26 protein-coding genes, 1 tRNA gene and 1 pseudogene are annotated in these 25,489 nt (G+C 68.3%); 13 read left to right on the top strand and 15 right to left on the bottom strand.

The features are described from left to right. Positions 1 to 155: 155 nt before the first annotated feature. From P3102_RS26755 to P3102_RS26740, 4 genes are all read right to left on the bottom strand, one after another. Positions 156 to 1,406, bottom strand: a complete 1,251-nt coding sequence (locus tag P3102_RS26755) for a beta-ketoacyl-[acyl-carrier-protein] synthase family protein (protein WP_276362726.1) — start codon at positions 1,404 to 1,406, stop codon at positions 156 to 158. A 40-nt stretch (positions 1,407 to 1,446) separates the two neighbouring features. Then, positions 1,447 to 1,692, bottom strand: a complete 246-nt coding sequence (locus tag P3102_RS26750) for an acyl carrier protein (protein ID WP_276362724.1) — start codon at positions 1,690 to 1,692, stop codon at positions 1,447 to 1,449. A gap of 68 nt (positions 1,693 to 1,760) precedes the next feature. Continuing rightward, positions 1,761 to 2,744 carry a beta-ketoacyl-ACP synthase III gene (locus tag P3102_RS26745; RefSeq protein WP_276362722.1) on the bottom strand — a complete coding sequence of 328 codons (984 nt, stop codon included), beginning with the start codon at positions 2,742 to 2,744 and terminating at the stop codon, positions 1,761 to 1,763. After that, on the bottom strand, positions 2,741 to 3,667 hold the full coding sequence (locus tag P3102_RS26740; RefSeq protein WP_276362721.1) for an ACP S-malonyltransferase: 927 nt from the start codon (positions 3,665 to 3,667) through the stop codon (positions 2,741 to 2,743). The genes P3102_RS26745 and P3102_RS26740 overlap by 4 nt, the downstream gene beginning before the upstream one ends. Before the next feature lie 199 nt (positions 3,668 to 3,866). Here P3102_RS26740 and P3102_RS26735 point away from each other — a divergent pair, with 199 nt between their 5' ends. Further along, the gene (locus P3102_RS26735) at positions 3,867 to 4,427 is read left to right on the top strand and encodes a DinB family protein (RefSeq protein ID WP_276362719.1); all 561 of its coding nucleotides are present in this window, start codon (positions 3,867 to 3,869) and stop codon (positions 4,425 to 4,427) included. A 170-nt stretch (positions 4,428 to 4,597) separates the two neighbouring features. On the opposite strand, the gene P3102_RS26730 is transcribed toward P3102_RS26735, so the two are convergent. Then, entirely contained in the window at positions 4,598 to 5,812 is a 1,215-nt protein-coding gene (locus P3102_RS26730) for a helix-turn-helix domain-containing protein (protein ID WP_276362717.1), read from the bottom strand. A 289-nt stretch (positions 5,813 to 6,101) separates the two neighbouring features. On the opposite strand from P3102_RS26730, the gene P3102_RS26725 reads away from it, so the two are divergent. From P3102_RS26725 to P3102_RS26715, 3 genes are all read left to right on the top strand, one after another. After that, positions 6,102 to 6,419, top strand: a complete 318-nt coding sequence (locus P3102_RS26725; RefSeq protein WP_276362716.1) for a hypothetical protein — start codon at positions 6,102 to 6,104, stop codon at positions 6,417 to 6,419. Positions 6,420 to 6,476: 57 nt separating this feature from the next. Next, on the top strand, positions 6,477 to 6,680 hold the full coding sequence (locus P3102_RS26720) for a hypothetical protein (RefSeq protein ID WP_276362714.1): 204 nt from the start codon (positions 6,477 to 6,479) through the stop codon (positions 6,678 to 6,680). A gap of 369 nt (positions 6,681 to 7,049) precedes the next feature. After that, the gene (locus P3102_RS26715; protein WP_276362713.1) at positions 7,050 to 7,691 is read left to right on the top strand and encodes a nicotinamide mononucleotide transporter family protein; all 642 of its coding nucleotides are present in this window, start codon (positions 7,050 to 7,052) and stop codon (positions 7,689 to 7,691) included. Positions 7,692 to 7,765: 74 nt separating this feature from the next. On the opposite strand, the gene P3102_RS26710 is transcribed toward P3102_RS26715, so the two are convergent. Further along, complete coding sequence (locus tag P3102_RS26710; RefSeq protein ID WP_276362710.1) at positions 7,766 to 8,977, bottom strand: alpha-hydroxy acid oxidase; 1,212 nt, start codon at positions 8,975 to 8,977, stop codon at positions 7,766 to 7,768. A gap of 138 nt (positions 8,978 to 9,115) precedes the next feature. Then, positions 9,116 to 11,911 carry a pyruvate dehydrogenase (acetyl-transferring), homodimeric type gene (gene aceE, locus P3102_RS26705; protein WP_276362709.1) on the bottom strand — a complete coding sequence of 932 codons (2,796 nt, stop codon included), beginning with the start codon at positions 11,909 to 11,911 and terminating at the stop codon, positions 9,116 to 9,118. A gap of 402 nt (positions 11,912 to 12,313) precedes the next feature. Between aceE and P3102_RS26700 the strand changes: the two genes are divergently transcribed. From P3102_RS26700 to P3102_RS26680, 5 genes are all read left to right on the top strand, one after another. After that, complete coding sequence (locus P3102_RS26700) at positions 12,314 to 12,745, top strand: DUF3052 domain-containing protein (RefSeq protein WP_061984298.1); 432 nt, start codon at positions 12,314 to 12,316, stop codon at positions 12,743 to 12,745. A gap of 76 nt (positions 12,746 to 12,821) precedes the next feature. Next, complete coding sequence (locus P3102_RS26695) at positions 12,822 to 13,283, top strand: peroxiredoxin (RefSeq protein ID WP_276362706.1); 462 nt, start codon at positions 12,822 to 12,824, stop codon at positions 13,281 to 13,283. Between the two features lie 39 nt (positions 13,284 to 13,322). Continuing rightward, a tRNA-Val gene (locus P3102_RS26690) sits at positions 13,323 to 13,394 on the top strand. A 46-nt stretch (positions 13,395 to 13,440) separates the two neighbouring features. After that, on the top strand, positions 13,441 to 14,397 hold the full coding sequence (locus P3102_RS26685) for a GNAT family N-acetyltransferase (RefSeq protein ID WP_276362704.1): 957 nt from the start codon (positions 13,441 to 13,443) through the stop codon (positions 14,395 to 14,397). A gap of 234 nt (positions 14,398 to 14,631) precedes the next feature. Next, positions 14,632 to 15,018 (top strand): hypothetical protein, encoded by a 387-nt coding sequence (locus tag P3102_RS26680; protein WP_276362702.1) that lies wholly within the window; start codon positions 14,632 to 14,634, stop codon positions 15,016 to 15,018. 384 nt (positions 15,019 to 15,402) lie between these two features. On the opposite strand, the gene P3102_RS26675 is transcribed toward P3102_RS26680, so the two are convergent. Further along, positions 15,403 to 15,906, bottom strand: coding sequence for a carboxymuconolactone decarboxylase family protein (locus tag P3102_RS26675; RefSeq protein ID WP_276362701.1), 504 nt, complete (start codon positions 15,904 to 15,906; stop codon positions 15,403 to 15,405). Positions 15,907 to 15,921: 15 nt separating this feature from the next. Between P3102_RS26675 and P3102_RS26670 the strand changes: the two genes are divergently transcribed. After that, positions 15,922 to 16,440 (top strand): MarR family transcriptional regulator, encoded by a 519-nt coding sequence (locus tag P3102_RS26670; protein WP_276362699.1) that lies wholly within the window; start codon positions 15,922 to 15,924, stop codon positions 16,438 to 16,440. Positions 16,441 to 16,599: 159 nt separating this feature from the next. Here P3102_RS26670 and P3102_RS26665 read toward each other — a convergent pair whose 3' ends face one another. Then, a complete protein-coding gene (locus P3102_RS26665; protein ID WP_276362698.1) occupies positions 16,600 to 17,220 on the bottom strand; it encodes a TetR family transcriptional regulator C-terminal domain-containing protein in 621 nt (206 codons plus the stop codon). A gap of 63 nt (positions 17,221 to 17,283) precedes the next feature. On the opposite strand from P3102_RS26665, the gene P3102_RS26660 reads away from it, so the two are divergent. Further along, a complete protein-coding gene (locus P3102_RS26660; RefSeq protein ID WP_276362696.1) occupies positions 17,284 to 17,775 on the top strand; it encodes a DUF1453 domain-containing protein in 492 nt (163 codons plus the stop codon). On the opposite strand, the gene P3102_RS26655 is transcribed toward P3102_RS26660, so the two are convergent. After that, positions 17,772 to 18,950, bottom strand: a complete 1,179-nt coding sequence (locus P3102_RS26655; RefSeq protein WP_276362695.1) for an aminotransferase class V-fold PLP-dependent enzyme — start codon at positions 18,948 to 18,950, stop codon at positions 17,772 to 17,774. The two genes, P3102_RS26660 and P3102_RS26655, sit on opposite strands and share 4 nt — an antisense overlap. A gap of 45 nt (positions 18,951 to 18,995) precedes the next feature. On the opposite strand from P3102_RS26655, the gene P3102_RS26650 reads away from it, so the two are divergent. Both P3102_RS26650 and P3102_RS26645 read left to right on the top strand, forming a co-directional pair. Then, positions 18,996 to 19,625: a GntR family transcriptional regulator gene (locus P3102_RS26650; RefSeq protein WP_276362694.1), complete on the top strand. Its 630-nt coding sequence runs from the start codon at positions 18,996 to 18,998 to the stop codon at positions 19,623 to 19,625. 4 nt (positions 19,626 to 19,629) lie between these two features. Next, complete coding sequence (locus P3102_RS26645; RefSeq protein WP_276362692.1) at positions 19,630 to 20,391, top strand: metallophosphoesterase; 762 nt, start codon at positions 19,630 to 19,632, stop codon at positions 20,389 to 20,391. Positions 20,392 to 20,443: 52 nt separating this feature from the next. Here P3102_RS26645 and P3102_RS26640 read toward each other — a convergent pair. From P3102_RS26640 to P3102_RS26620, 5 genes and pseudogenes are all read right to left on the bottom strand, one after another. Further along, positions 20,444 to 20,608: pseudogene (locus P3102_RS26640) on the bottom strand (peptidase S15); the annotation flags it as partial. A gap of 219 nt (positions 20,609 to 20,827) precedes the next feature. Then, complete coding sequence (locus tag P3102_RS26635; RefSeq protein ID WP_276362691.1) at positions 20,828 to 22,216, bottom strand: aspartate ammonia-lyase; 1,389 nt, start codon at positions 22,214 to 22,216, stop codon at positions 20,828 to 20,830. A gap of 10 nt (positions 22,217 to 22,226) precedes the next feature. Further along, the gene (locus tag P3102_RS26630) at positions 22,227 to 23,180 is read right to left on the bottom strand and encodes an asparaginase (protein WP_276362690.1); all 954 of its coding nucleotides are present in this window, start codon (positions 23,178 to 23,180) and stop codon (positions 22,227 to 22,229) included. Continuing rightward, a complete protein-coding gene (locus P3102_RS26625) occupies positions 23,177 to 24,616 on the bottom strand; it encodes an amino acid permease (protein ID WP_276362689.1) in 1,440 nt (479 codons plus the stop codon). The genes P3102_RS26630 and P3102_RS26625 overlap by 4 nt, the downstream gene beginning before the upstream one ends. A gap of 4 nt (positions 24,617 to 24,620) precedes the next feature. Beyond that, on the bottom strand, positions 24,621 to 25,292 hold the full coding sequence (locus P3102_RS26620; protein WP_276371360.1) for a FadR/GntR family transcriptional regulator: 672 nt from the start codon (positions 25,290 to 25,292) through the stop codon (positions 24,621 to 24,623). Positions 25,293 to 25,489 lie beyond the last annotated feature (197 nt).

The raw sequence follows: 25,489 nt of genomic DNA, 5'->3' as shown, positions 1-25,489 counted from the left end.
CCACCAACACACCCCACCAACCCAAACCAAGTTGGAAAAGGCTCATTGCAGCTCTTACCCCGCCCACGCCCCTCGGCCGCGAGCACCCCGAAGTACATGAAGGCCCCCTTCCTTGCGTCTAGCGCAAGGAAGGGGGCCTTCATGTACTTACGGCGTCAGGCCGCCGGGGTGAACAACAGCGCCGTGTTGTGCCCGCCGAAACCGAACGAGTTGCTGATCGCCGCGCCCAGTTCGACCTTGCGCGCCTCGCCGGAGACGACGTCGAGCTGCACCTTCGGGTCCAGGTCCTCGAGGTTCAGCGTCGCCGGGATGAGCCCGTGGTAGATCGCCAGGATGGTGGCGATGCCCTCGACCGCGCCCGCACCGCCGACCAGATGGCCGAGCGCGCCCTTGGGAGCGGTCACCACGACGTGCTCGCCGACCGCGTTGCGGATCGCCGCGGCCTCGCCGACGTCACCGACGACCGTCGAGGTGGCGTGCGCGTTGACGTGCCCGACGTCGGTCGGGGAGACCCCGGCCATCGTCATCGCCTGCCGCATGGCGGCGATCTGGCCGACGCCCTCCGGGTGATTGCCCGTGATGTGGTAGGCGTCCGAAGTGATCCCGTACCCGCTCAGCCGCGCGTAGATCCGCGCGTTGCGGGCCTTGGCCCGGTCCGCCCGCTCCAGGATCACGACACCGGAGCCCTCGCCGAGGACGAAACCGTCACGGTTCACGTCGAACGGCCTGGACGCCTTGGCCGGGTCGTCGTTGCGGGTGGACACCGTCCGCGCCTGGGCGAAACCGGCGAGGGTGATCGGGTGGATGCACGATTCGGCCCCACCGGCGATCACGACGTCGGCACGGCCCGAGCGGATCATCTCGTAGCCGGCGGCGATGCCTTCCGCGCCCGACGCGCAGGCCGACGCGGGCGAGTGCACACCGGCACGTGCCTTCAGGTCGATCCCGACGTGTGCGGCGGGGCCGTTCGGCATCAGCATCGGCACGGTCAGCGGGGAGACCTTGCGGAGTCCCTGCTTGTGCAGAAGGTCGTTCTGGGAGATCAGGGTGACCGGACCGCCGACACCGGTACCGATGGTCACCCCGAGGCGCTCGGGTTCCACATCCTGATGCTCGTCGGTCGGCTGCTCGAAGCCCGCGTCCGCCCAAGCCTGCCGGGCGGCGATGAGCGCCACCTGCTCACAGCGGTCCAGCCGCCGGGCCTGGACCCGCGGCAGGACTTCGGACGGGTCGACGGCGAGCATGGCGCCGATCTTCACCGGCAGTTCGAGTTCGTCGACCCAGTCGGCTTCGATGCGGCGGATCCCGCTCGCGCCGGCGAGCAGGCCGTCCCACGTGGACGCGACGTCCCCGCCGAGCGGCGTGGTCGCGCCCATCCCGGTGACCACGACGTCGATGTTGCTCATTGGAGTCTCCCCAAGGTCGGCGCCAATCAAGAAGTCGGACTTACTTGGCGTTGGCCGACACGTAGTTCACCGCGTCGCCAACGGTCTTCAGGTTCGCGAGCTCGTCGTCCGGGATCTTGACGCCGAACTTGTCCTCGGCCTGGACGGCGATCTCCACCATGGACAGCGAGTCGATGTCGAGGTCGTCCACGAAGGACTTCTCGGCGGTCACGTCGTCCTGCGCCACACCGGCGACCTCTTCGACGATCTCGGCGAGGCCGGCGAGGATCTCTGCGTTGTCTGCCACTGGTTGTTCCCTTCTCGGTGATGCTTTCGGCTGCCCTGCGGACACGGTGTCCACAAGGGAAGTATTCATCACGGGCAGATGAAGGCCTGGCCCGCGTAGGAGAGTCCGGCACCGAAACCCACGGCGAGTACGACGTCGCCCTGTTTCGCGGTGCCCGCCTTCCGCATGTGGTCCAGCGCCAACGGAATCGACGCGGACGAGGTGTTGCCCGAGTACTTGATGTCGTCGGCCACGACCATGTCCTCGCGGGCGCCCTTGGCGCGCAGCTTCTTGGCGATGGCTTCGACGATGCGAAGGTTGGCCTGATGCGGGATCAGCACGTCCACATCGGACGGTTCGAGCCCGGCCAGTTCCAGCGCCCGCAAGGCGATCGGCGCGATCTGCGTGGTCGCCCAGCGGAAGACCGACTGGCCCTCCTGGTAGATCCACCTGTCGTCGCGCATGTAGATGAGGTCGACGTGCTCACCCGCGCTGCCCCAGGCGACCGGGCCGATCCGGGGGGTGTCGGCCGCGCCGACCACCGCCGCGCCCGCGCCGTCGGCGAAGATGATCGCGTTCGCGCGGTCGACCGGGTCGACGTGGTCGGTGAGCTTCTCGGCGCCGATCACGAGCGCCTTCTTCGCGGTACCCGCCCGGATGAGGTCCGAGGCGACGCCGATGCCGTAACAGAACCCGGCGCAGGCGGCGTTGAGATCGAACGCCGCCGGATGCGTGATGCCGATCCGGTCGGCCACCTGCGCGGCGGCGTTCGGGATCTGCGTGGGCATCGTGCAGTTCGGCAGGATGACCGTGTCCACTTCGGACGGATCCACCCCGGCGTCCGCCAGTGCGGCGGTGCCCGCCTTGACCGCCATGTCGACCAGCGACTCGTCCTTCTCGGCGAACCGGCGCTCGATGATGCCGACCCGCTCGCGGATCCACTGGTCGTTGGTGTCCATGATCTTCGAGAGATCGTCGTTGGTCACGATCTTCTCGGGCTGGAAGCTCCCGACACCGAGGATGCGGGTCCCGGGGGCGCCCGGCGCCTGCCGCAAGGTGGATCGGTCGGTCACGAAGCGTCCTCCTGCCCCTGAAGCTTCGCCAGCTCGGCGGGCGTCTTCAGCGCGATGGTGGTGATCACGGTTCCCTTGAGCTGCCGCTTGACCAGCCCGGTCAGCGTGCCCGCCGGCGGAAGTTCGAGTGTCGAGGTGACACCCGCGGAGACCAGACCGTCCATGGTCAGATCCCAGCGCACCGGGCTCGTGACCTGCTTGACCAGCCGGTCGAGGTATTCGGCCCCGCTGGTGACGACCTGGCCGTCGGCGTTCGACAGCAGCGGACGCGTCGGGTCCGCCGGGGTGATCTTCGCAGCGTGGACGGCCAGCGCTTCACGCGCGGGTGCCATGTAGGAGGTGTGGAACGCGCCCGCCACCTTGAGCGCCCGGACCTTGGTGCCCTCCAGCGGCTCGGCCACGATCTTCTCGATCGCGTCGGCGGCGCCGGAGGCGACGATCTGGCCGGCACCGTTGCGGTTCGCCGCGGCGAGGCCGTGCCCGTCGAGCCACGCGACGACCTGCTCCGGGTCGCCGAGCATGACCGCGGCCATGCTCGTGGGCTCCAGCGCGCACGCCTTCGCCATTTCCGCGCCGCGGACGGCGGCCAGCGCGACGGCGTCTTCGGGGCTCAGCACCCCGGCGATGGCGGCGGCCGCCAGTTCGCCGACGGAGTGGCCGGCGACCGGCGAGTCCGCGGCGGCCGGGGCCTCTCGCTGAAGGTGTTCGAAGGCCAGCAGTGACAGCGCCACGATCAGCGGCTGCGTGATCGCGGTGTCCTGGATCTCCTCGGCGTCGGCTTCGGTGCCGAGGCGGAGCAGGTCGAGACCGGCCCGCTCGGACCAGGCTTCGACGCGCGCACGGGCACCGTCGAGCTCGAGCCAAGGGGAAAGCATGCCTGGGGCTTGGGAACCCTGACCGGGGGCGAGGACTGCGACTGTCACCTCCCTAGAGAACACTCTCGGCCACCATGGTCGTGATGCCGACGCTCACCAAGTCCGGCCGACGTAATTGTCGGAACCCTCCAAAAGCGCCCTCCTGATCTCCGCGCTTAACCCAAAAGCCTTGTCGGGTTCAACCAGCTTTCCCTATGAAGTCCGTCACTGCGCAGAGTCACCGGCCGAGTGGTGCATGCTCGGGTCCATGATCGACGATTTCGCGAAGGAGTACCTGCACGGCGAGCTGCGGGAGATCCGTGAAGTGATGCTACGGAAGCTCGACGGGCTGTCCGAATACGACATCCGTCGTCCGCTGACCGCGACCGGAACCAATCTTCTCGGTCTGGTCAAGCACTTGGCGGTGTGGGAGTCCCGGTACTTCGGCGAGGTCTTCGCTCTGCCGTTCCCCGAGCCCGTCCCCCGGTGGGACGATCTCGAACAGCGCGGTACCGACATGTGGGCGACCGAGCACGAAACACGCGAGGAGATCACCGGCCGCTACCGGCGCGTCTGGGAACATTCCGACGCCACCATCGCCGCTCTCGCCATCGACTCGCCGGGTCACGTGCCCTGGTGGCCACGTCCCGACGTGCTGCTGTTCACCGTCCTGGTCCACATGCTCACGGAGACCAGCAGGCACGCCGGGCACGCCGACATCCTGCGCGAGCAACTGGACGGCGAGGTCGAGACGGACGCGGCTTCCCGGAAGAACCGGCGGGCCGAAGTCGAGCGGGCGGCCAAGGCCGCCGGGCGAGCCACGGCCTGACCGTTTCACCGCTGCTGCCCAGTCCACCGGCCCGTTGCCTGTGCTCAGGAACTCGACTTTCACACCCTCCCCGGACGCTATGAAAGGTCCTTTCCTTGCAAATTTTGCAAGGAAAGGACCTTTCATAGCGTCCGGGGAGCGGGGCCTCGGCCTGACTCGCGCCCCCGTGGCTACCAAAGACCACGAGCGCGAGCCAGCCGACCGACCGTCAGTGCCACCTTCAGCACCCAGGCGTCGCGCGATTCGGCGGCGTGGCGGCCGGTGAGTTCGGCCGCCTTCCGCAGCCGGTACCGGACGGTGTTCGGATGCACGAACAGCGTCCGGGCGCAGGTCTCCAGCACGCCACCGCTGTCGAGATAGGTCTCCACCGTCCGCAGCAGGGCCGGGCCTGCTTCCTCCAGCGGCCGGGCGATCTGCGCCACGAGCAGGCGTTCGGCTTCGGGATCGCCGGACAGCGCGCGTTCCGGCAGCAGGTCGATCGACCTCGCGGGCCGCGGCGCGCCAGGCCAGCCGACGACGGCCCGCAGCCCCGAGAGTGCCTCGGTCGCGCTGTGGTGCGCTTCGGCGAGGGTGGGCACGGTCGGCCCGGCGACGACCGGGCCCTCGGCGAACGCGACCGAAAGTTTGGCGAGGATCTCACGGTCCTTGGCGCTGCCGTCGGTGGGACCGGCGACGACCACGACCAGCCGCGACCCCTGCACCGAAAGCAGCACCGGGCGCCCGACCCGGGCGGCGCGGCTGCGGACCTCGAACACGACGGCGGGCGGGTCGTCCGACGTCGGGGTGCCGACCAGCGCGGTGGCGGGCGCGGCCGGATCCCAGCCGAGCGCGGCGGCGCGGGAGAGCACCGCCTCCTCCGCGTCGCCGCGGACGATGCCGTCGACGACCAGTGCCTCCAGCCGCGCGTCCCACGCGCCGCGCGCCTCGGCGGCGGCCGCGTAGGAGTTGGCGGCGGCGAACGCGATCTCCCTGCCGTAGCGCAGGATCCCCTCGATCAGCGCGGCGCGTTCCGCCTCGTTCGCGGCGAACTCCGGCAGCTGCTCCTCGAACACCTCGATCGCCAGCCGCACCATGCCGACCGCCTGCCGCAGGCTCACCCAGCGGGAGAGTTCGGCGGGTGCTTCGCGGAACGCCTCGGTGGTGAGGGAGAGTGCCTCCTTCGCGTCACGGAGCCAGTCGACGAAGCCGGCGGCACCCGCCTGGGTGATCAGCAGGACGCTCGCGCGCTGGTCGGCGGGAAGGCGGGCGAACCAGCTCAGCCGCTCCTCCATCACCGCCACGCTCGCGCTCGCGAGCCGGCCGGAGGCGTGATCGAGCCGCCGGAGGGTCTTGGCGGACAGCCCGTGGTGCTTGGGCACACGCCGTCCGGAAGTCGCATCAGCCATGGTTCAGCCGATCCTAGGCCGTGTCGTGTAAGTCGTGTTCGCGGTCTCCGTGCCCAGGCCGGTTCCCGACGGCACGGGGATCCGGCCGAGTACGGCGAACAGACTTACCGGACGCGGCTCAGGTCGCCGGGCAAAGAGGGCCTTCACCTCTCCGGTCCGATGTGGACAGTCGGCGGTGAATGGTGAAAGCGGTTCGCATAATACTCGAGGCCGCCCGGCGCTCGCGTTTTTCGCTGCGCCGGACGGCCTCGTCTCCCCGGTCCCCACCGGTAGGACAAGTATGCGACTTGTGGATCTTTTCCCGCTAGCTCACTCACTCGATCGTGGGTCGTCGAGTTATCGGTGCGGTGCCAGTGGCCAACGGTTCCTGGCAAGCCGCAGCAGGGAAACTCATCATCGACTTCGTGCCGAAATCGGTCGGTTCCCGCTCATCCGGTTCACCGGCTGGTCGATCGCGAAAGCCGTGTCGAAGGCATGGGCACCGGTTTTGTCGATGAGGGGATTCGACGAGTTCATCGAGAAGACCGGACTGGCCGGAACGCTCGGACAGGCGAATGTCGACGCTGGCGTAATCCTCGTCGAACTTTTGTCCTACTTCATTCTCTGATCGCACCGCGATTCGCGTTCGGCGAATTCGGTGAGAGCAATCCGGTCAGCGCACTGCTTGACGACATCATCGTTCCCGCCGCGGATCCTGGTGGCGCTGGTGCCGGTGACCGGAGCGCTCTTCACCCGTCCGGCGGAACGGGTGCTCGGCACGATCACCTACGGGATGTTCATGGCGTTCGGCCTCGTCGCCGCGCTGGGCCAGGTGCACATCGCGACGGCCGTGACGGGTCGGTGCTCGCCACCCTCGGCGGTGGCTTGATCACGCCCGGGCGGGACCGCTGGCAGGGCCGGTCGATCGGCATGCCGGGCCAAGCGGACGCGGGTGCCGACCGGTGGGGGGCCCGTTCGGAGCCGCCGACTTCGCCCGTGGGCATCGGTCGCGTAGATTCCTGATCATCCCGCGGGCCCGGTGATCGAGGAAGGCACCGGGCCCGCGTGGAGCCGAAGGGGCCCATCGCCGCATCAGATGCGTGAAGGGTCCCTTCGTCGCATCTCACGCGGGTAAAGTCCCGTCGGCTACTCCGCCTCAGCGTCTTTCGAGCCATCTCCCTGTTCCGCACCTCACACTCCCTGGGGAATGGCTTCGTGACGGAGCATGTTGGAGCGGGAGACGGAGAGGGGTGCGGACGTGGACTTCCTGCTGCACAACGGTGTCACGGTGCTCGGACAGTGGATCTCCTTCGCCGAACTGACGGGGCAGATCTTCGCGCTGGCCGTGGTCTTCCTGGCGCAACGCCGCACGTTGTGGACGTGGCCGGTCCAGGTCGGCGCCACCGTGCTGCTCTTTTCGGTCTATCTCTCCGCGCATCTCGGCGGGCTCGCGACCAGGCAGATCGCGATCCTCGTCATCTCGATCTACGGCTGGTGGGCGTGGTCCCGCCGTAGTGACCCGGTCTACGGCGTCGTCGTCCGCAAGGGCCGCCTCGGCGAACGACTGGCGATGATCGGCGCGTTCGCGATCGGGACCACCGCGATGGCGCTGGTCCTCGACGCGCTGAACGCCTCATGGGCGCCATGGCCGGACGCCGCGATCTTCGTCGGCACGCTGGTCGCCTTCGCCGCACAAGGCGCGGGTCTCGTCGAGTTCTGGCTGGTATGGCTGGTCGTCGACGCGATCGGCGTACCGCTTCAGCTCTCTTCGGGCCTGTACTTCTCGGCCGCGGTCTACATCGTGTTCGCCGGACTGGTCGTACACGGCTGGTGGAGTTGGAACCGCACGGCGAAGCAGGTCCGCACCGCGCCCGCCGACGTCTCGGCCGCCACCCGCTGACCACGCAATTCGGCACCTGCTTGCGGTACTTGCACACGCAAGTACCGCAAGCAGGTGCCGAATTGCGGAGAGGGTCAGCGCATGGTGGCGTGCGAAGGCTTGAGGTCGGCGAGGGTGCGGACGCCCAGCAGCTGCATCGTCCGGACCATCTCGGCGCGCAGGATGTCCACGCACCGCTGAACGCCGCGTTCGCCCCCGGCCATCAGGCCGTAGAGGAACGCGCGCCCGATGAGCACCGCGTCGGCGCCGCGCGCGATCGCGGCCACGATGTCGCCGCCGGAAAGGATGCCGGTGTCGACCCACACCTCCGCGTCGCCCTGGATCTCGTCGAGCACCGCGGGCAGCAGCTCGATCGGCGTCGGCGCGCGGTCGAGCTGACGGCCGCCGTGGTTGGACAGCAGCACCGCGTCGGCGCCGTGCTTGACCACGTCCCGCGCGTCGTCGACGTTCTGGATTCCCTTGACCACCAGCTTGCCCGGCCAGGTCTGACGGACCCGGTCGAGGTCGTCGAAGTTCAGGGTCGGGTCGAAGAGCTGGTTGAGCAGTTCGGCGACCGTGCCGTCGAACTGGCTCAGCGACGCGAAGGTCAGCGGCTCGGTGGTCAGCAGGTTGAACCACCACGCCGGATGCATCGCGCCGTCGGCGAAGGTCTTGAGGGTGAGCGCGGGCGGGATGGTCAAGCCGTTGCGGACGTCGCGCAGCCGGGCTCCGGCGACCGGGGTGTCCACCGTCAGCATGAGCGTGTCGAAACCGGCGGCCCAGGCGCGATTCATCAGATCTTCGCCTGCTTTGTGGTCGCGCCAGACGTAGAGCTGGAACCACTTGCGGGCCTCCGGGGCGGCCGCCGCGAGGTCCTCGATGGACGTCGTCGCCATCGTCGACAGGCCCATCGGGATGCCGTTGCGCTGCGCGACGCGGGCCACCGCGGACTCGCCTTCGTGGTTCATCATGCGCGTGAACCCAGTCGGCGCGAACGCGAACGGCAGCTCCGAACGCCGGCCGAGAATCTCCTTGCCGGTGTCCACATCGGACACACCGCGCAGGACGTTGGGGTGGAACTCGATGCGGCGGAAGGCTTGGCGGGCCCGGCGGAGGCTGTCCTCCAGCTCCGCGGCGCCGTCGGTGTAGTCGAACGCCGCCCTCGGCGTCCGCTTGCGGGCGAGCATGCGCAGGTCGGCGATCGTGTGCGCGCCCGCCAGCCGCCGCTCGGTCGGGTTGAGCACGATCGGCTTCGGCCGCAGGATCTGCTTCAGCTCACTTGGCTTCGGCAGTCGACGCTTGGTCACACTCGCTCACCCTTCCCGCTTCTCGGCAAACATCCGATGTCTCACCCTAGTCCGCCACTCGCTGGATGCAATGAACTGGATGCAATGAAGGGGCCTTTCCTCGCAAATTTTGCGAGGAAAGGCCCCTTCATCCCAGCGTCAGGCGCTGCCGGAGTCCGACAACTGCGGCCCCGCGGCGGCGACGTCGTCGAGACGGTACTTCTGCGCCGCCTCGGCCACCTTCGCCCGGTCGAACTCACCGCGCTTGGCGAGCGCGCTCAGCGTGCCGACCACGATCGACTGCGCGTCGACCAGGAACTTCCGCCGGGCGGCGGGGCGGGTGTCGGAGAACCCGAACCCGTCGGTGCCCAGCGTCAGCATGTCGTTCGGCACCCACGGGCGGATGAGGTCCGGTACGGCACGCATCCAGTCCGAAACCGCGACGACCGGCCCGTTCGCGCCGGACAGCTTCTGTGTGATGTACGGCACACGCGGTGAATCGCCCGGGTGGAGCAAGTTGTCGTGGTCGGCGTCGACGGCCTCACGCCGCAGCTCGGTCCACGAGGTCGCCGACCACACGGCCGCGCGAACGCCCCACTCCTCGGCGAGCATCTTCTGCGCGCGAAGAGCGTCCGGCATGGTGACGCCGGACACCAGGATCTGCGCCTCCGGACCGTCGCCCGACGGGGCGTCGGCGTAGCGGTACAGACCCTTCAGCAGGCCGTCGACGTCGAGGTTCTCCGGCTCGGCTGGCTGCTGATAGGGCTCGTTGTAGATCGTCATGTAGTAGAAGATGTTCTCGCCGTTGCCGTCCGGGCCGGTCTCGCCGTACATCCGGCGCAGACCGTCCCGCACGATGTGGGCGATCTCGAACGACCACGCGGCGTCGTAGGCCACGACGGCCGGGTTGGTCGCCGCCAGCAGCAGCGAGTGCCCGTCGGCGTGCTGCAGGCCCTCACCGGTCAGCGTGGTGCGGCCGGCGGTGGCGCCGAGCACGAACCCGCGGGCCATCTGGTCCGCCGCCGCGTAGAGGCCGTCACCGGTCCGCTGGAACCCGAACATCGAGTAGAAGATGTAGATCGGGATCATCGGCTCGCCGTGCGTGGCGTACGAGGTGCCGACGGCGGTGAACGACGCGGTGGACCCCGCCTCGTTGATGCCCTCGTGCAGGATGACGCCCTTTTCGGACTCCTTGTAGGCCAGCATCAGGCTCGCGTCGACCGAGGTGTACGTCTGGCCGTGCGGGTTGTAGATCTTGGCCGTCGGGAACATCGAGTCGAGACCGAAGGTGCGCGCTTCGTCCGGGATGATCGGCACGATCCGCTTGCCGATCTCGGAGTCCTTCGCCAGCTCACGGACGAGCCGGACGAACGCCATCGTGGTGGCGACCTCCTGCTTGCCCGAGCCCTTGCGGATGCCTTCGTAGACCTTGTCGCCGGGCAGCACGAGGGCCTTCGAAGCCTTCGGGCGACGCTCCGGCAGGAACCCGCCGAGCGCCTTCCGCCTGCCGATCATGTACTCGATCTCCGCCGAGTCCTTGCCGGGGTGGTAGTACGGCGGGAGCTTCGGGTCGCGCTCGAGTTCCTCGTCGCTGATCGGGATGCGCTGGGCGTCCCGGAACAGCTTGAGGTCGTCCAGGGTGAGCTTCTTCATCTGGTGCGTGGCGTTGCGGCCCTCGAAGGACGGCCCGAGGCCGTAACCCTTGATGGTGTGGGCCAGGATCACCGTCGGCTGGCCGTGGTGCTCCAGCGCCGACTTGTAGGCCGCGTAGACCTTGCGGTAGTCGTGCCCGCCGCGCTTGAGGTTCCACACGTCGGCGTCGGTGAGATCCTTGACCAGCTCCTTGGTCCGCGGGTCGCGGCCGAAGAAGTGCTCGCGGACGAAGGCGCCGTCGTTGGCCTTGTAGGTCTGGAAGTCACCGTCGGGCGTGGTGTTCATCAGGTTGACCAGCGCGCCGTCACGGTCGGCGTGCAGCAGCGAGTCCCACTCGCGGCCCCAGATGACCTTGATGACGTTCCAGCCGGCGCCGCGGAAGTACGACTCCAGCTCCTGGATGATCTTGCCGTTGCCGCGCACCGGGCCGTCGAGCCGCTGCAGGTTGCAGTTGATCACGAAGGTCAGGTTGTCGAGGCCCTCGCCGGCGGCCACGTGGATGAGGCCGCGCGATTCCGGCTCGTCCATCTCGCCGTCGCCGAGGAACGCCCAGACGTGCTGGTCGCTGGTGTCCTTGATGCCGCGATCACGCAGGTAGCGGTTGAACCGCGCCTGGTAGATCGCGTTCATCGGGCCGAGGCCCATGGACACGGTCGGGTTCTCCCAGAACTCCGGCATCAGCCGCGGGTGCGGGTACGACGGCAGGCCGCCGCCCTCGCCGGCGTGCGAGTACTCCTGGCGGAATCCGTCCAGCTGGTTCTCGCTCAGCCTGCCCTCGAGGAACGCGCGGGCGTAGATGCCGGGGGAGGCGTGTCCCTGGATGAAGATCTGGTCTCCGCCACCCGAGTGGTCCTTACCGCGGAAGAAGTGGTTGAAGCCCACTTCGTACAGCGCCGCGGACGAGCCATAGGTCGAGATGTGCCCGCCGACGCCGACGCCCGGACGCTGCGCGCGGTGCACCATGATCGCGGCGTTCCACCGGATGTAGGCGCGGTAGCGACGCTCGATCTCCTCGTCACCGGGGAACCAGGGTTCGTTCTCGGTGGGGATCGTGTTGACGTAATCGGTCGACGTCAGCGCCGGAACGCCGACGTGGCGTTCCCTGGCCCGCTCGAGGATGCGCAGCATGAGGTACCGGGCGCGCTGCTGACCACCCCTGGCCAGCGCCTCGTCGAAGGAATCCAGCCATTCGGCGGTCTCCTCCGGGTCGATGTCGGGCAGGTGCGCCGCCAATCCGTCACGGATGACGCGGACGCGTGCCGGGGTCTCCTTGCCGGAGGCGCCGTCGTTCTGCGGGGCCAAGGGGTCTCCTTGCGAAAGGTGGTAGCTGGTTGTGCTCGTACGCGGGCGTGTTCGCTTTCCATCGTCGTCCTCCGGTTCCGTTCTCGTCACCGCTACTGATCGGTAACGTCGACGGACCCGACCGCGACACGCCTCGCACGCGCCTGTACTCGCGCGCGCGTTTTCTCTCCCACCCTAAAGCAGGCCGTTCGGAGTCGCCCAGGCGCGCCTGAATCGACCTCGCTCGACTGGGCCGAATGTCCGTACGCTGCGACACGAGTTGTTCAAGATCCGGTGTGGACGGTTGCGCGCAGCGCCTCACCAGTGTTCGCTAACGGGCATCGTGTACCCGAGTGTGGTGCCCGCCCGGTCGATCCGGCCGTGGCGACACCCCGCTCCGTCGTAGTTGGAGGAGTGACAGCAGTGGTCGCCGCGGGAGACGCTGATCAGAACAGCGTCGCCGAAAGGCTTGGGATCAAGCCGGACATGGTGGTCCAGGAGATCGGCTGGGACGAGGACGTCGATGACGATCTTCGTGCGGCGATCGAGGAGCAGATCGGCGGCGACATCCTCGACGAGGACGCCGACGAGGTCATCGACGTGGTGCTGCTGTGGTGGCGCGAGGACGACGGTGATCTCGGCGACACGCTGATCGAGGTCCGGACCCCCTTGAACGAGAACGGCGTGATCTGGGTGCTGACCCCGAAGACGGGACAGCCAGGACACGTCGAGCCGAGTGAGATCGCCGAAGCGGTGCCGCAGGTCGGCTTGGCGCAGACGGCCAACATCAGCGCCGGCCCCAAGTGGGCGGGGACGAGGCTGGTGTCGCCGAAGTCGTCGAAGACCAAGCGGTGACCTCGGGAGCCGTGCGAGCGACACGATAGGGTTGTCGTCGCAGGCCCCTGTTCGCTCTTGAGAGGAAATCGCCGGTATGGCCGTCGAGGTCGGATCGCAAGCCCCGGACTTCACGCTCAACGACTACAACAAGCAGGCCGTGAAGCTGTCGTCCTTCCAGGGCGAGAAGCCGGTCCTGCTCGTGTTCTACCCGTTCGCGTTCAGCGGCATCTGCACCGGCGAGCTGTGCCAGCTCCGCGACGAGTTCGCGGACTACGACGGCCAGGGCGTCCAGGTCATCGGCGTGTCCGTGGACACGCCGTTCTCGCTCAAGGCGTGGGCCGAGCAGGAGGGCTACCAGTTCCCCCTGCTTTCGGACTTCTGGCCGCACGGCGAGGTCGCGAAGGCCTATGGCGTCTTCAACGAGGCGGCCGGCCTGGCCACCCGTGGCACCTTCCTGATCGACAAGGACGGCATTGTGCGGTTCGCCGAGGTCAACCAGCCCGGCGAGGCACGTGACCAGCAGGCGTGGAAGAAGGCCGTGGCCTCGCTGGCCTGAGTCTTCACCGGTGGCACCCGTGCGCGGGTGCCACCTCCCGGGCGCATAGCTCAGCGGGAGAGCACTCGGTTTACACCCGAGCGGTCGTAGGTTCGATCCCTACTGCGCCCACCGAAAACCCGGCGACAGGCCGTCCGCGCGGCGATAGCGTCGCCGCATGCGGGACTCCCTCACGTGGCGGCCACTCCGGCACGAGGACGCCAAGGCGTCGGCCGACCTCCTCAACGCCATCGAGACCGCCGACGAGATCGGTGAGAACTACACCGAGGAAGACACTCTTCAGGAGTTGATCGACCCGTACGCGGACCTGGAGCGGGCGAGTCTCGCCGCTTTCGACGGTGACGTGATGGTCGGCTACATGAAGATCCGCTTCAAGCCGTCCGCGGAAGAGGTCCACCGGGTCTTCCTCGACGGTGGGGTCCATCCCGGGTATCGCCGCCGGGGTATCGGGACCACTCTCGTCGACGCGGGCGTGGCGGCGGCCGAGGTGGTGCACGCGCTGCATCACCCGTCGGCGAAGCTCGTGGTCGACCTCAACCGGCCGGAGCGCATCGCCGGGCTGGCCGAACTGGTCCGGTCGCGGGGTTTCGTGCCGGTACGCTACTTCCAGCGGATGGAGCACTCGCTCGGCGCCTTGACCGGTCTCGTGATCCCTGACGGGTTCCGGATCGAGCCGTGGTCGGAGTGGAACGACGAAGAGTTCCGCGAGGTCCGGAACGAGGCGTACCGGGACTATTGGGGCGCCGTGCCGATGCCGGCCGATCTCTGGCGGAACAAGATCACCAACCAGACCTTCCGGCCCGAGGTCAGCTTCCTGCTTCGCGAGGCGGGCTCCGCGGTGGGGATGCTGGTGACGATGTGCTGGGACGCCGACACGGAGGCCACCGGCGTTCGCGACGCGCACTTCATGGTCATCGGAACGCTTCGAAAGTACCGGCGGCGAGGTGTCGCCGGCGTGTTGATGGGGCACGCGTTGAGGGTCGCCGCCGATCAGGGGTACGACCGCGCCAGTCTGAACGTGGACTCCGCGGATCCCCTCGGGGCGTACGGGGTCTTCGAGAAGGCGGGCTTCGTGCCGACGATGCGGTACGTGCGGTGGGCTCTCGAGGTCTGACCCGACTCGCACCGTGCTGACCTGGTATTCCGGGCCGCGCGAGACGAGCGGGATACGGTCTCCTCGCGAGCTTCCGTCACGGTCGTGGCGAGTGCGACGACGATGTCGTCGAGCAGCGTCGCCCACGCGGCATGGTCGCCGAGGTAAGCGGACAGCAAAGTATCGGCAAAGCGAAGGAGGACAACCTTGTTCTCAGCGGCGGGAAACAGCCCGCCGGTTGAGAAAGGCAACGAGATGAGCTTCGTGAAGAAGACGAGCACCATCGCCGCACTGACCGGCGCGATCCTCGGCGGCGCGCTGCTGAGCGCCGCCCCCACGACCGCCGCTCCCCTCTCCACCGACGGTGTCATGGTCATCCAGGGTGGCTGCGGGGACGTGAAGAATCCGAGCGTCGGCGGCGGCGCGGCCGGCTGGACCATCACCTGCGGCGCCGGCAAGATCCGTGTCCAGGGCTGGGTCAAGGACACGGACGCCGACGGCAAGGCCGCCGAGGTCTACGGCTCCTGGGGTTACGACAACGCCAGCTTCGGCACCGTCCGAGCGGGCGGTGAAGGCACCAGGAAGAACTTCGACAAGTCCCACAAGGGGACGTCGGTCTACCTGTACCTCCGCGTCGTCTGACGCATCCGACCTGGGGCGAACAACGCGGGGGCCGGTGACACACCGGCTCCCGCCGCTGCCTTCTCGGCCGGGGCAAAGGGGCTCGGCCGGGATCCGCGGGGTGCAGGGCGTCGACTGCTTGCGAAGGCGAGAACACGTGAAGGCCCTCTTCCCGTGACCGCGTCGCGGGAAGAGGGCCTTCACGCACCCCCAACACCTGTGGGACGTTCTTCGGTTTTCGGCGGTCTGGTCTGCCCCCTCGGCAGGCCAGACCGCCGGTGCGCCGCGCCGCGGGTGGCGAACTTTCGGCTGCACAAGACAGGAGACGGCCGGGACTGCCCAGATACGTCGAGATCGGCGGCCATTGGAGTGATATCTGGCCGCGAGGGCGATCACGCAGAGCGACTAGGCGCGGGTGAGCCGGTTCGCCAAGGTCGACATCGTGTAGGTCCCGATGCCCATGACGACTTCGAGGGCGTTCCGTTCGGTGTATCCGTGCCCGAGGAAGGCCCGCAGTGTCTCGTCGTCGACGCCGCCGGCGGTTTCGAGCACCGCCAGCGTGAACTGCCGGACGGCTTCCAGTCGCTCGTCGGGCACGGGCTCTTGCGAGCGAAGCGCCGCGACGACGTCTTCGCCGGCGCGAAGCCTCTTCAGTTTGGCGGTGTGCAGTTCGATGCAGACTTCGCAGCCATTGCGCGTCGCCACGGTCATCACGACCGTCTCTCGCGCGAACGGATCGAGCGTCGTCTGCTCGAAACTCGCGCTCAGCTTCAAGAACCCGTCGAGCAACTCCGGAGACGTGGCCAGCCGGGCCACGGCGGTGGGGAGACGGCCGAGGCGCCGGATGGCCGCTTCCATCGGCCGACGCGCGGCTTCGGGTGCGGTTTCGAGGGTGTGGTCAGGAAACAAGGCAGCCCCTTTAAAATGGTCAACGTGGTTGACGAAAAGGTAAACCAGGTTGTCGAAAAACGCAAGCAAGGTGCCGACCCGCCGGGTTTCGAGCTACCGCTTCTGTTGTTCGCGGGCTTCCGCTCGATCATCGACCGGATGCACGCCGAGCTGGCCGAGCAGGGGCATCCCGACGTCCGTCCGGCGTACGGCTTCGCCATGCAGGCGATCGGGGGAAGCGGCGCGACGGCGAGCGAGCTCGGGCGGCGGCTCGGGGTCAGCAAGCAGGCGGCGGGCAAGACCATCGACAAGCTGGAGCAGCTCGGCTACGTCGAGCGCGCCGACGACCCGGCCGACGCGCGGCGCAAGGTCGTCCGGCTCACCGGCCGCGGGTTCGACTCACTCGGCCGCACCGCGGCGATCTTCGAGGAGCTGCGCAAGGAGTGGGTGGGCACGCTGGGCATCGAAAGGGTTCGCGCGCTCGAAGCCGACCTTCGCACGATGGCGCCGTCGGACGGCTTCCGTCTCGACGTGGCGGGCTGGTTCGGGGCCTAGGAAGGAAATCCGGGTCGCGTCATCCCGAAGCTCCGTCCGATGTGGACGGTGCGACCCGAATCGGTGAAGACGGCACCCCGTCGAGCCCGCAACCGGCCGGGTTCGGCGTCGGCTACCGTGACGCGGCCGGATGCCGGGCGGCGACTTCGCGGACCGTGCTCATTTCGTCGCCGATCCGGGTTTTCGCAGGGATTCCAGATGTCGTCCGAGCACCGTGCGCATCAGCTCCGGCGGTGTCTGCCCGCTCGCCATGGCCAGGCCGTCCAGCAGTGCCGCCAGCCGTTCGGTTTCGACGCCCAGGTCGAGGTCGTCGAGCAGGCCGCCCGCGCCACGCGCGCCTTCGAGCGCCCGGCGGACGAGCGAACGGACTCCGGCATGTACCCGTGCGGCCTCTTCGGCGAGATCCGGGTGGTTCTTCGCGGCGGCGGAGAAAGCCAGCCAGACCTCGGTCTCGGCCCTGGTCTGCTCGGTGAGCGGCAGCAGTTCACCGAGCAGCGCTTCGGTGAGTTCCTGCCGGCGTGAACGGGGCGTCCCCGGATCGAGCAGTTCGGGCACATGACGCAGCAGCCGGGCTTCCACCCGGTCGCCGAGCGCGCGCATGGCGAAGACGATCAATTCGTCGTGGCCGCGGAAGTAGTGCCGCACCGAACCGATCGCGAGCCGTGCCTCGTCGGCCACGCTCCTGAGCGACGCCTGCGCCAACCCGTCCCGCTGGATCACCCGGAAGACGGCTTCGGCTATCTCCAGGCGCCGGGCGCCGGGGTCGACGATCTTCGGCATGTTGCCTTTATAGCACGACCTTGCTATTTTATTTGGCACAACCGTGCTACAAAGGGGGGGTTCATGCGGACCTGGCTGCTGATCGCGTTGGCGGTCGCCGTGGTGATCGTGCTCGTCGTGCGCAGGCTGCGCGGGGAGCCACTGGTCGCCCGTGAGGTGTTCGGGACGCCGGTGGTCCTGCTGGCGATCGGGGTCTACGGCCTGGTCAAGCTCGAAAGTTTCACCTTCGCGGACGGCGCTTGGCTCGTGCTGGGCTCCGTGGTCGGTTTCGGCCTCGGCGCGGTACGCGCGGCCACCACGAAACTGTTCGAGCGCGACGGCGTGCTGTGGCTGCGCTACACCGGCAGGACGATCGGGGTCTGGGTGTTGTCGCTGGCGGTGAACTTCGGGATCGGGTTCCTGGCCACCACGGCCGGGGCGCATCCCGACGCGCGGCCGGTGACGTTGTCGATCGGCGTCAGCCTGCTGGGAGAGGCGTTGGTGATCGGTCGGCGAGCCAAGACGACGGGGCTGCCGTACGCCCCGCCGTCCGAGTCAACGCTTTCCCGCCGTTAAGCCAGTTTCTCGACTTCGCCGACGAGGAGCGCGATGTCGTCCTCGGTGTTGAAGTAGTGGACCGAAGACCGGACGATCGACGGCAGCCCGCGCGCGGCGAAGTCGAACTGGGCGGACAGCGCTTCGACGACGCTGACGTTGATCTTCTTCGCGGCCAAGCGCTGCTTCACTTCCTGTGACGGCGTTTTCGCCAAGCTGAACGTGACGATGCCGCACTGTCGCGCGCCTTGGTCGTGGACGCGGACACCGGGGACCTCGCGGAGGGCATCGCGCAGTTTCGCGGCGAGGGCGGCGACGCGGGCTTCGATGGCGGGCATGCCCCAGTCGAGGGCGTAGTCGATCGCCGCGCCGAGGCCGTGCAGGGCGGCGTGATCGCGTTCCCAGACTTCGAACATCTTCGCCGTCGGATCGATTTCGTAGCTTTCGAGTGCCGTCCACGCCGCCGAATGCAGGTCGAGCATCGCGGGCTCGACGCGCTCACGCAGACGCGGGTGCGCGTACAGGAACCCGGTGCCCCGTGGCCCGCGCAGGTACTTGCGGCCGGTCACGCTGAGCGCGTCGCAGTTCAGGCGTGCGACGTCGAGGTCGAGCTGACCGGCGCTCTGGCAAGCGTCCAGCAGGAACGGGATCCCCGCCTCGCGTGCGACCGCACCGATCTCCTCGGCGGGGTTGACCAGCCCGCCCTGTGTCGGCACGTGAGAGACGGCGATGAGCTTGACGTCGCCGTCGACGCGGCGTTTCAGGTCTTCGACGTCCAGTTGCCCGGACTCGTCGTTCTCGACCACCTCGACGACGGCGCCGGTGCGCTTCGCGAGCTGGAGGAAGGAGATGACGTTGCTCGCGTACTCGGATTTCGCCGTCAGGATCCGATCTCCCGCGGTGAAGGGCAGCGCGTAGAAGACCGCCTGCCAGGACCGGGTCGCGTTCTCGGTCAGCGCGATGTCCTCGGGGCCGGCGCCGACGAGGCGCGCGGCCGAGGCGTACACGCCGTTCATCCGCTCCACGGTCGCCGCGGCCTGCTCGTATCCGCCGATCAGCGCTTCTTCGCGCAGGTAGCCGACGACGGTGTCGGTCACCCGCGCGGGTGGCAGCGACGATCCGGCGTTGTTGAGGTGGACCACTTCCGCGCAGCCAGGCGTCTCGGCGCGAGCGCGATTCACATCGAAGTCCGTCATGTCTACTGAATACAGTATGGCCGAACTGCATGCAATACTGTGGCGATGACGAGGAACCTGCTCCGGCGCGACCTCTCGGAGGAGATCACCGCCCGCGTGCTCGACGGCCGGATCGCCGCGGACAGCCGCATCAACGAGGTGCATCTCGCGCGTGAGCTGGGCGTCAGCCGGACACCGCTGCGTGAGGCGCTGATCGGGCTCGCCGACCGGGGGCTGCTCGTTTCGGCGCCGGGGCGTGGTTTTCTCGTGCCGCCGTTCGATCCGGAAGAGGCCCGGCAGCTGTACCCGCTCGTCGCGGAGCTGGAGTCGCTCGCGTTGCGGTGGAGCTCACCGCAGGACCTGGCCGGTCTCACCGGCGGCTTGGACCGGATCGCCGCGGAGATGAGCGCGGAACTCGAACGGCAGGGCGATCTGTCCACCTGGGATGATCGCTGGCACACGCTGCTCGTCTCGCGGTGCACGAATCCGCATCTGCTGCGCTTGCTGGAGCAGACGAAGCCGCTGCTGAAACGCTATGACGCGCGCTATTTCGGTGGCGTCGAACGCGCCAGGGAGAGTGTCGCCGAGCACCGCCGGATCGCCGAAGCGATCCGCGTCGCCGACCTCGCGACGGCGTTGGAACTGCTCGTCCGGAACTGGGTGAAAACGTTGGCATACCTGGAAGACCTGGGGTGAAACGATGTTCGTGACGGCACATCTGAGTGACAACCATCTCGACGGCGGGGACCGCGCCGACGAACGCACCGCGCGGGTGATGCGGTATCTGGAGAAGCTGGCGACCCCGGTCGACGCGATCCTGGTGACCGGAGACATCGCCGACCACGGCACGCTCGAGGAGTACCGGCGCGCGGCCGAACTGTTCAAGACCGACGTCCCGCTCTTCACCTGTCCCGGCAACCACGACAAGCGCGGTCCCTTCCGCGAAGGGCTGCTCGACCAGGCGCCGGACGACACCCCGGTCAACGCGGTGCACACCGTCGGCGACGTCACCTTCGTGCTGGCCGATTCGAGCGTTCCGGGAAAACCGGAAGGCCGGTTCGACGAGAAGACCCTGGCCTGGCTGGACGGTGTGCTCGCCGACGGCGACGGCCCCGCTTTCCTCGCCTTCCACCACCCGCCGGTCCCGCTCGGGCTGCCGCTGGTGGACGCCATGCGCCAGTACGGCGAGGACGAACTGGCCGAGGTGCTCGCACGTCACCCGCGAGTGGTGGCCCTGCTGTGCGGGCACGTCCACGCGTCGGCGTCGGCGATCTTCGCGGGTGTGCCGCTGCGTTCGGCGCCGTCGGTCGGGTCGAGCATCCTGTTCCCGTGGGAGGAAAACGGCCTCCGGCCGTGGAGCGAAGGCGGACCGATCGATTACGACCTGCCGCCGTCCCTGCTGTTCCACGTACTGCACGACGACGGCAGGCTGACCACGCACCAGCGGGTGGTCCCGGCCTGACGACCCGCCTGCGCGATCGGCCTCGCCGGCTGATCCGGAAGCCACGCCACCACAGCCGGTGCCCGCGGCGGAACCGGTAAGCCGTCGGGTCGAGCTGGACCTCGGCCGCGACCACACCGTCCACATCGGACTCGGGGCGGCCGGGGCGCAGGCGGAGGATGCAGTCGGTGACGTTGCGGGAGACGCCGCGACCGTCCACATCGCACAGCCGGACGAAAGAGGTCGTACCAGCCGGCCACCATTGGTCATCGGCGTCCGCAGCGAGAAGCCGGTCGAGCACGCTGGCCGTCTGTCGTGCTGAGGATCACTTCCGCTCGCGGCCGTACTCGCGTGGCCCCGCCCCAGCCTGAGAGGAAAGCGTCCTTCATCGCGGATTTTGCGATGAAGGACGCTTTCCTGGCGCGGGGCGGACCGCCCGGTACCGCCCCGCGGGTCTTCAGGAAAGCCGCGCCAGCGTCTCCGGCTTCAGCAGCTTCGCCAGTTCCTCGGCGGGCAGAAGGCCTTTCTCGACGACGATTTCCGCCACCCCGCGCCCGGTTTCGAGTGCCTCCTTGGCGATCTCGGTCGCCGCCGCGTATCCGACGCTCGGGTTCAGCGCGGTCACCAGCCCGATCGAGTTCTCGACGTAGCCTCGCATCACGTCGGCGTTCGCGGTGATCCCGGAGACGCACCGCCGCGCCAGCACCAGGCAGGCCGACCGCAGATGCGTGATGCTCTCCGAGAGCGAATGCAGGATCAGCGGTTCGAACGCGTTGAGCTGCAACTGCCCTGCCTCGGCCGCCATCGTGATGGCGACGTCGTTGCCGATGACCTCGAACGCGACCTGGTCGACCACTTCGGGGATCACCGGGTTGAGCTTGCCGGGCATGATCGACGACCCCGCCTGCACCGGCGGCAGGTCGATCTCGTTGAAGCCCGCCCGCGGCCCGGACGAGAGCAGCCGCAGGTCGTTGCAGCTCTTCGACAGCTTCACCGCGATCCGCTTGAGCACACCGGAAAGGTGTACGAACGCCCCGCAGTCCTGTGTCGCCTCGATGAGGTCCACCGCGGTCACGACGGGCAGCCCGGTGATCTCGCGCAGGTGCGTGACGGCGGCTTCGGCGTATCCGGGCGCGGCGTTGAGGCCGGTGCCGATCGCGGTCGCGCCGAGGTTGATCTCGTGCAGCAGCGCCACCGCTTCGGTGAGCCGCAGCCGGTCTTCGCCGAGCATCACCGCGTACGTCCCGAATTCCTGCCCGAGCGTCATCGGGACGGCGTCCTGCAGCTGGGTGCGGCCCATCTTCAGCAGATCGCGGAATTCGTCGGCCTTGGCCGCGAAAGCCTGCTCCAGCACGACCATCGCCTCGGCCAGTTCGCGCACGGCGATGATCGTCGCGACGTTGACCGCGGTCGGATACGCGTCGTTGGTCGACTGCCCGAGGTTCACGTGTTCGTTCGGGTGCACGCGGGCGTAGTCGCCCTTCTCGTGCCCCAGCAGTTCGAGCGCGCGGTTCGCGATCACCTCGTTGGCGTTCATGTTCGTCGAGGTGCCCGCGCCGCCTTGGATGACATCGACGACGAACTGATCGTGCAGCGCGCCTTCGCGGATTTCCCGGCACGCCCGGCGGATCGCGTCGGCGACGGCCGGCTCCAGCAGGCCGAGGTCGGCGTCGGCCCGTGCCGCGGCTTCCTTGACCGAGGCGAGCGCCTCGATCAGATGCGGATACGCGGAGATCGTGGTGCCGGTGATGGGGAAGTTCTCCCTGGCGCGGGCGGTGTGCACCCCCCAATAGGCGTCGGCCGGGACTTCCTTGTCCCCGAGCAGATCGTGTTCCACACGGTGCATCGAAGGCTCCTCAGGCGGCGAGATGGAGATCGGCCAGCGCGCCCGTCACGCGCAGGCCGGGGGTGGGTTCCAGCACGTCGGGATCGACACCGCACAGCGCGAGCGCGGCGGCGAGCACCGGCCGCCGTGCGCGGTCGCCGCCGTCGGCGATCTTGAGCGCGATCGCCGTGCCGTCCGGCAGCGCGGCGACCTGGACGGCTTCGAAACCGTCCTTGGCGATCAGGCCGGGCACCGCGCGCATGAGCGCGGTGACGTCGCGACGGGTACCGGCGACCAGCTCCGGATGCTTCCGGATACCTTCGGCGACAAGCCCTTCCGGCGTGCCAGGGGCCGCCGCCGCGATCCTGCCGACAGCGATGGCGAGACCGCGCAGGGACACCGCGAACAGGGGAGCGCCGCAGCCGTCGACGGCGACCTTGGGGATCCGCTGCCCGGTCAGCTCCTCGACGCGTTCCGCGATCGCTCGCTGCAACGGATGCGCGGGATCCAGGTAGTCCTTCGTGGACCAGCCGTGCAAGCGACAGGTCGCGAGCATCGCCGCGTGCTTGCCGGAGCAGTTGTGCGCCAGTCTCGAAGCGGTCCTTCCCGACGCGATCCAGGCGTCGCGCTCGACCGGATCGAACGGCAGGTCCTCCGGGGTCCGCAGGTCCTCCTCGGTGAGCCCGGCACCGGCGAGGGTGGTGCGCACCTCCGCCAGGTGGATCTCCTCGCCGGAGTGGCTGGCCGCGCCGACGGCGAACCCGGCGGCACTCAGCTCGACCCCGAGCCGGGCCATCGCCGTGGCCTGCAAGGGTTTCGCCGCCGAACGCGGATAGAACGCCGCCTCGACGTCGCCCGCGGCGAACAACACCCGGCCGTCGGGTGCGAGGACCACCACCGAACCGTGGTGCACCCCCTCGACCATGCCGTCGCGGAGGAGGTGCACCAGCGGTTCGTGAGCGGGAACGCGAAGCTCGGGGATCACAGCTTCGTCTTTTCGAAGACGTCCATGTTGATCCGCTTGCGGACCCCGAACCAGCCCGCCACCAGCGCGAGCCCGATGACCGGCAGGCAGTACAGGGTGATCCGGCCGGTTTCGTCGAAGCCCATCAGCACCACGACCGCGGCGAGGAAGACCAGCGTCGCGATTTCGGTGTAGGGCGAGAACGGCAGGCGGTACGACGGGCGCTCGACCTCACCGCGGTTGGCCTTGCGTACGAACATCAGATGCGACAGCACGATGATCGCCCAGGTGCCGAGGATGCCGATGGCGGCGAAGTTCAGCACGATCTCGAAGGCCTGGCTCGGCACGACGGCGTTCAGGCCGACACCGGCCACGCAGACCGCGGAGGTGAGGAGGATCCCGCCGTAGGGCACGTGGTTCTTGTTCATCACGCCGGTGAACTTCGGCGCGGATCCGGCCAGCGACATCGAACGCAGGATGCGGCCGGTGGAGTAGAGGCCCGAGTTGAGGCTGGACAGCGCGGCGGTCAGCACCACCAGGTTCATCACGTTGCCCGCCTGCGGCACCCCGATGTGCGAGAGCACGGTGACGAACGGGCTCTCGGTCTTCGAGTAGGAGTCCCACGGCATCAGCGTCGCCAGCAGCACCACCGAACCGACGTAGAAGATCCCGATCCGCCACATGATCGAGTTGATCGCCTTGGGCATGATCTTGCGGGGGTTCTCCGTCTCGCCGGCGGCGACGCCGACCAGTTCGACCGAGGCGTAGGCGAACACGACACCCTGGACGATCAGCACCATCGGCAGCAGGCCCGCGGGGAAGATCCCGCCGTGGTCGGAGATCAGCGAAAAGCCCGGCGTGTTGCCGTCGATCGGCTGCTGGGTGACCAGCAGGAAGATCCCGATTCCCATGAACGTCACCAGTGCGGCGACCTTGATGATGGCGAACCAGAACTCCATCTCGCCGAACAACTTCACCGACACCATGTTCAGCGCCAGCACCACCGCGAGCGCGATGAGCGCCAGCACCCACTGCGGGATCGGCGTGAAGAAGGACCAGAAATGCGCGTACAGCGCGATCGCGGTGATATCCGCGATACCGGTCGTCGACCAGTTCAGGAAGTGCATCCAGCCCGCGACGAAAGCACCCTTCTCGCCCATGAATTCCCGGGCGTAGGAGACGAAGGCGCCGGAGGAGGGGCGGTACAGGATGAGTTCGCCGAGCGAGCGCACCACGAAGAAGGCGAAGAGTCCGCAGACCGCGTACACGATCGCCAGCGCCGGGCCCGCCTGTGCGAGCCGTCCGCCCGCGCCGAGGAACAGGCCGGTGCCGATGGCGCCGCCGATCGCGATCATGTTGACGTGGCGGGGCTTCAGCGCCTTGTCGTAGCCGGCGTCACCGGCGTCGGCGGGCACCGGCGCGGAGCCGCCGTCCGCGCTGAGGGTCTGTTCGGTCACGGGTTCAGTCGTCCTTGTCCTGGTACGTGGTGTGGCCCGGCCGCACGATGGTGGTGAGCGCGGTCTCGACGTGTTCGAGATGCGAGGTCATCGCCGCGACGGCGTCCGCTTCGGAGCCGGCGGCGATGGCGGTGACGATCTCACGGTGCTCGGTGTTCGAACGGGTCCGACGGCCACCCAATTGGTTGAGAAACGACGACTGGCGGGCCAGCGCGTCCCTGATCTCCTCGATGACCTTGCCGAACACCGGATTGCCCGACGCCTGAGCGATGGTGATGTGGAACAGCGAATCCAGCGCCACCCACGCGGTGTTGTCGGATTCCAGGTCCATGCGCTCGACGAGATGTCCGAGCAGATCCAGGTCGTCGGTGCTGCGGCGCACCGCCGCGTAACCGGCGACCGGGATCTCGACATGCCGCCGGACCTCGAACAGGTCACGGGCCGAGTAGGTCCCGAAGGTGGGGTTCTCGACCGGCCCGGTGGCGGTCACGAAGGTCCCTTTGCCCGTTTTGGACACGGTGAGCCCGAGCGCCTGGAGGCCCCGCAGTGCTTCGCGGACGACCGAGCGGCTGACCTCGAACTCCCTGCCGAGCGCGGATTCCGACGGTAGTTTCTCCCCGACGGGGTACTCGCCGCGCTCGATGCCGTCGCGAAGATGGGCCAGAACGGCCTCCATCGCGCTGACGCGTCGTGGACCACCATGTCCGGCTGTCTGGCTGTCAGACAGGTTCATGGGACGAGATCGTGCGGTCGGTCTCACCCTTTGTCAAGGATCACCCGAGGACCGCGTTCCAGCCCGCGAGGTCCGCGTCGAGGGGCCGACCACCTGCGAATTCGAACCCGTGCTGGGCGCTTTCGCAGGCGCGAAGTTCA

Origin of the sequence: Amycolatopsis sp. QT-25, assembly GCF_029369745.1 — a bacterium.
Taxonomy (GTDB): Bacteria; Actinomycetota; Actinomycetes; order Mycobacteriales; family Pseudonocardiaceae; genus Amycolatopsis.
The sequence above is the reverse complement of the archived record's forward strand: the minus strand, read 5'-3'. Positions and strand labels throughout refer to the sequence as shown.

Bases quoted from the DNA above. Each gene is read 5' to 3' on its own strand.
- P3102_RS26755 (WP_276362726.1), bottom strand. From the start codon at position 1,406: ATGAGCAACATCGACGTCGTGGTCACCGGGATGGGCGCGACCACGCCG.
- P3102_RS26735 (WP_276362719.1), top strand. From the start codon at position 3,867: ATGATCGACGATTTCGCGAAGGAGTACCTGCACGGCGAGCTGCGGGAG.
- P3102_RS26730 (WP_276362717.1), bottom strand. From the start codon at position 5,812: ATGGCTGATGCGACTTCCGGACGGCGTGTGCCCAAGCACCACGGGCTG.
- P3102_RS26695 (WP_276362706.1), top strand. From the start codon at position 12,822: ATGGCCGTCGAGGTCGGATCGCAAGCCCCGGACTTCACGCTCAACGAC.
- P3102_RS26685 (WP_276362704.1), top strand. From the start codon at position 13,441: ATGCGGGACTCCCTCACGTGGCGGCCACTCCGGCACGAGGACGCCAAG.
- P3102_RS26680 (WP_276362702.1), top strand. From the start codon at position 14,632: ATGAGCTTCGTGAAGAAGACGAGCACCATCGCCGCACTGACCGGCGCG.
- P3102_RS26670 (WP_276362699.1), top strand. From the start codon at position 15,922: ATGGTCAACGTGGTTGACGAAAAGGTAAACCAGGTTGTCGAAAAACGC.
- P3102_RS26665 (WP_276362698.1), bottom strand. From the start codon at position 17,220: ATGCCGAAGATCGTCGACCCCGGCGCCCGGCGCCTGGAGATAGCCGAA.
- P3102_RS26660 (WP_276362696.1), top strand. From the start codon at position 17,284: ATGCGGACCTGGCTGCTGATCGCGTTGGCGGTCGCCGTGGTGATCGTG.
- P3102_RS26655 (WP_276362695.1), bottom strand. From the start codon at position 18,950: ATGACGGACTTCGATGTGAATCGCGCTCGCGCCGAGACGCCTGGCTGC.
- P3102_RS26650 (WP_276362694.1), top strand. From the start codon at position 18,996: ATGACGAGGAACCTGCTCCGGCGCGACCTCTCGGAGGAGATCACCGCC.
- P3102_RS26645 (WP_276362692.1), top strand. From the start codon at position 19,630: ATGTTCGTGACGGCACATCTGAGTGACAACCATCTCGACGGCGGGGAC.
- P3102_RS26635 (WP_276362691.1), bottom strand. From the start codon at position 22,216: ATGCACCGTGTGGAACACGATCTGCTCGGGGACAAGGAAGTCCCGGCC.
- P3102_RS26620 (WP_276371360.1), bottom strand. From the start codon at position 25,292: ATGGAGGCCGTTCTGGCCCATCTTCGCGACGGCATCGAGCGCGGCGAG.